Below are 226 nucleotides of genomic sequence, written 5' to 3' on the forward strand. Positions count from 1 at the left end.
CGGTTTCCTTCTGCTTTCGTACAGAAGGCTTTGATCGGACAATCCGAACAGTCTTCACTTTCGTACCGTTTAAAATCCCGGCGGTAGCCGGTGATGGGATCGGTCCGGCTGGTGTATCCCCGGAACGTGACCCGCCGGTTGTTCGGACAACGGAACCAGTCGTTCGTTTCGTCGTAGTCCCAGTTCTGGACCTTGTCGATGCGTTTCGTAAACGAGGGTTTCGTTT

The 226-nt window shown here is 54.0% G+C and carries 1 protein-coding gene; it reads right to left on the reverse strand.

What is annotated here, in order from left to right; all coding sequences use genetic code 11:
* Positions 1 to 226, reverse strand: a 226-nt coding sequence (locus tag HCN83_RS18180) for a transposase (protein WP_205774770.1), incomplete at both ends; no start/stop codon positions are given.

This window comes from Alkalicoccus luteus, assembly GCF_012034335.1.
GTDB lineage: Bacteria > Bacillota > Bacilli > Bacillales > Salisediminibacteriaceae > Alkalicoccus > Alkalicoccus luteus_A.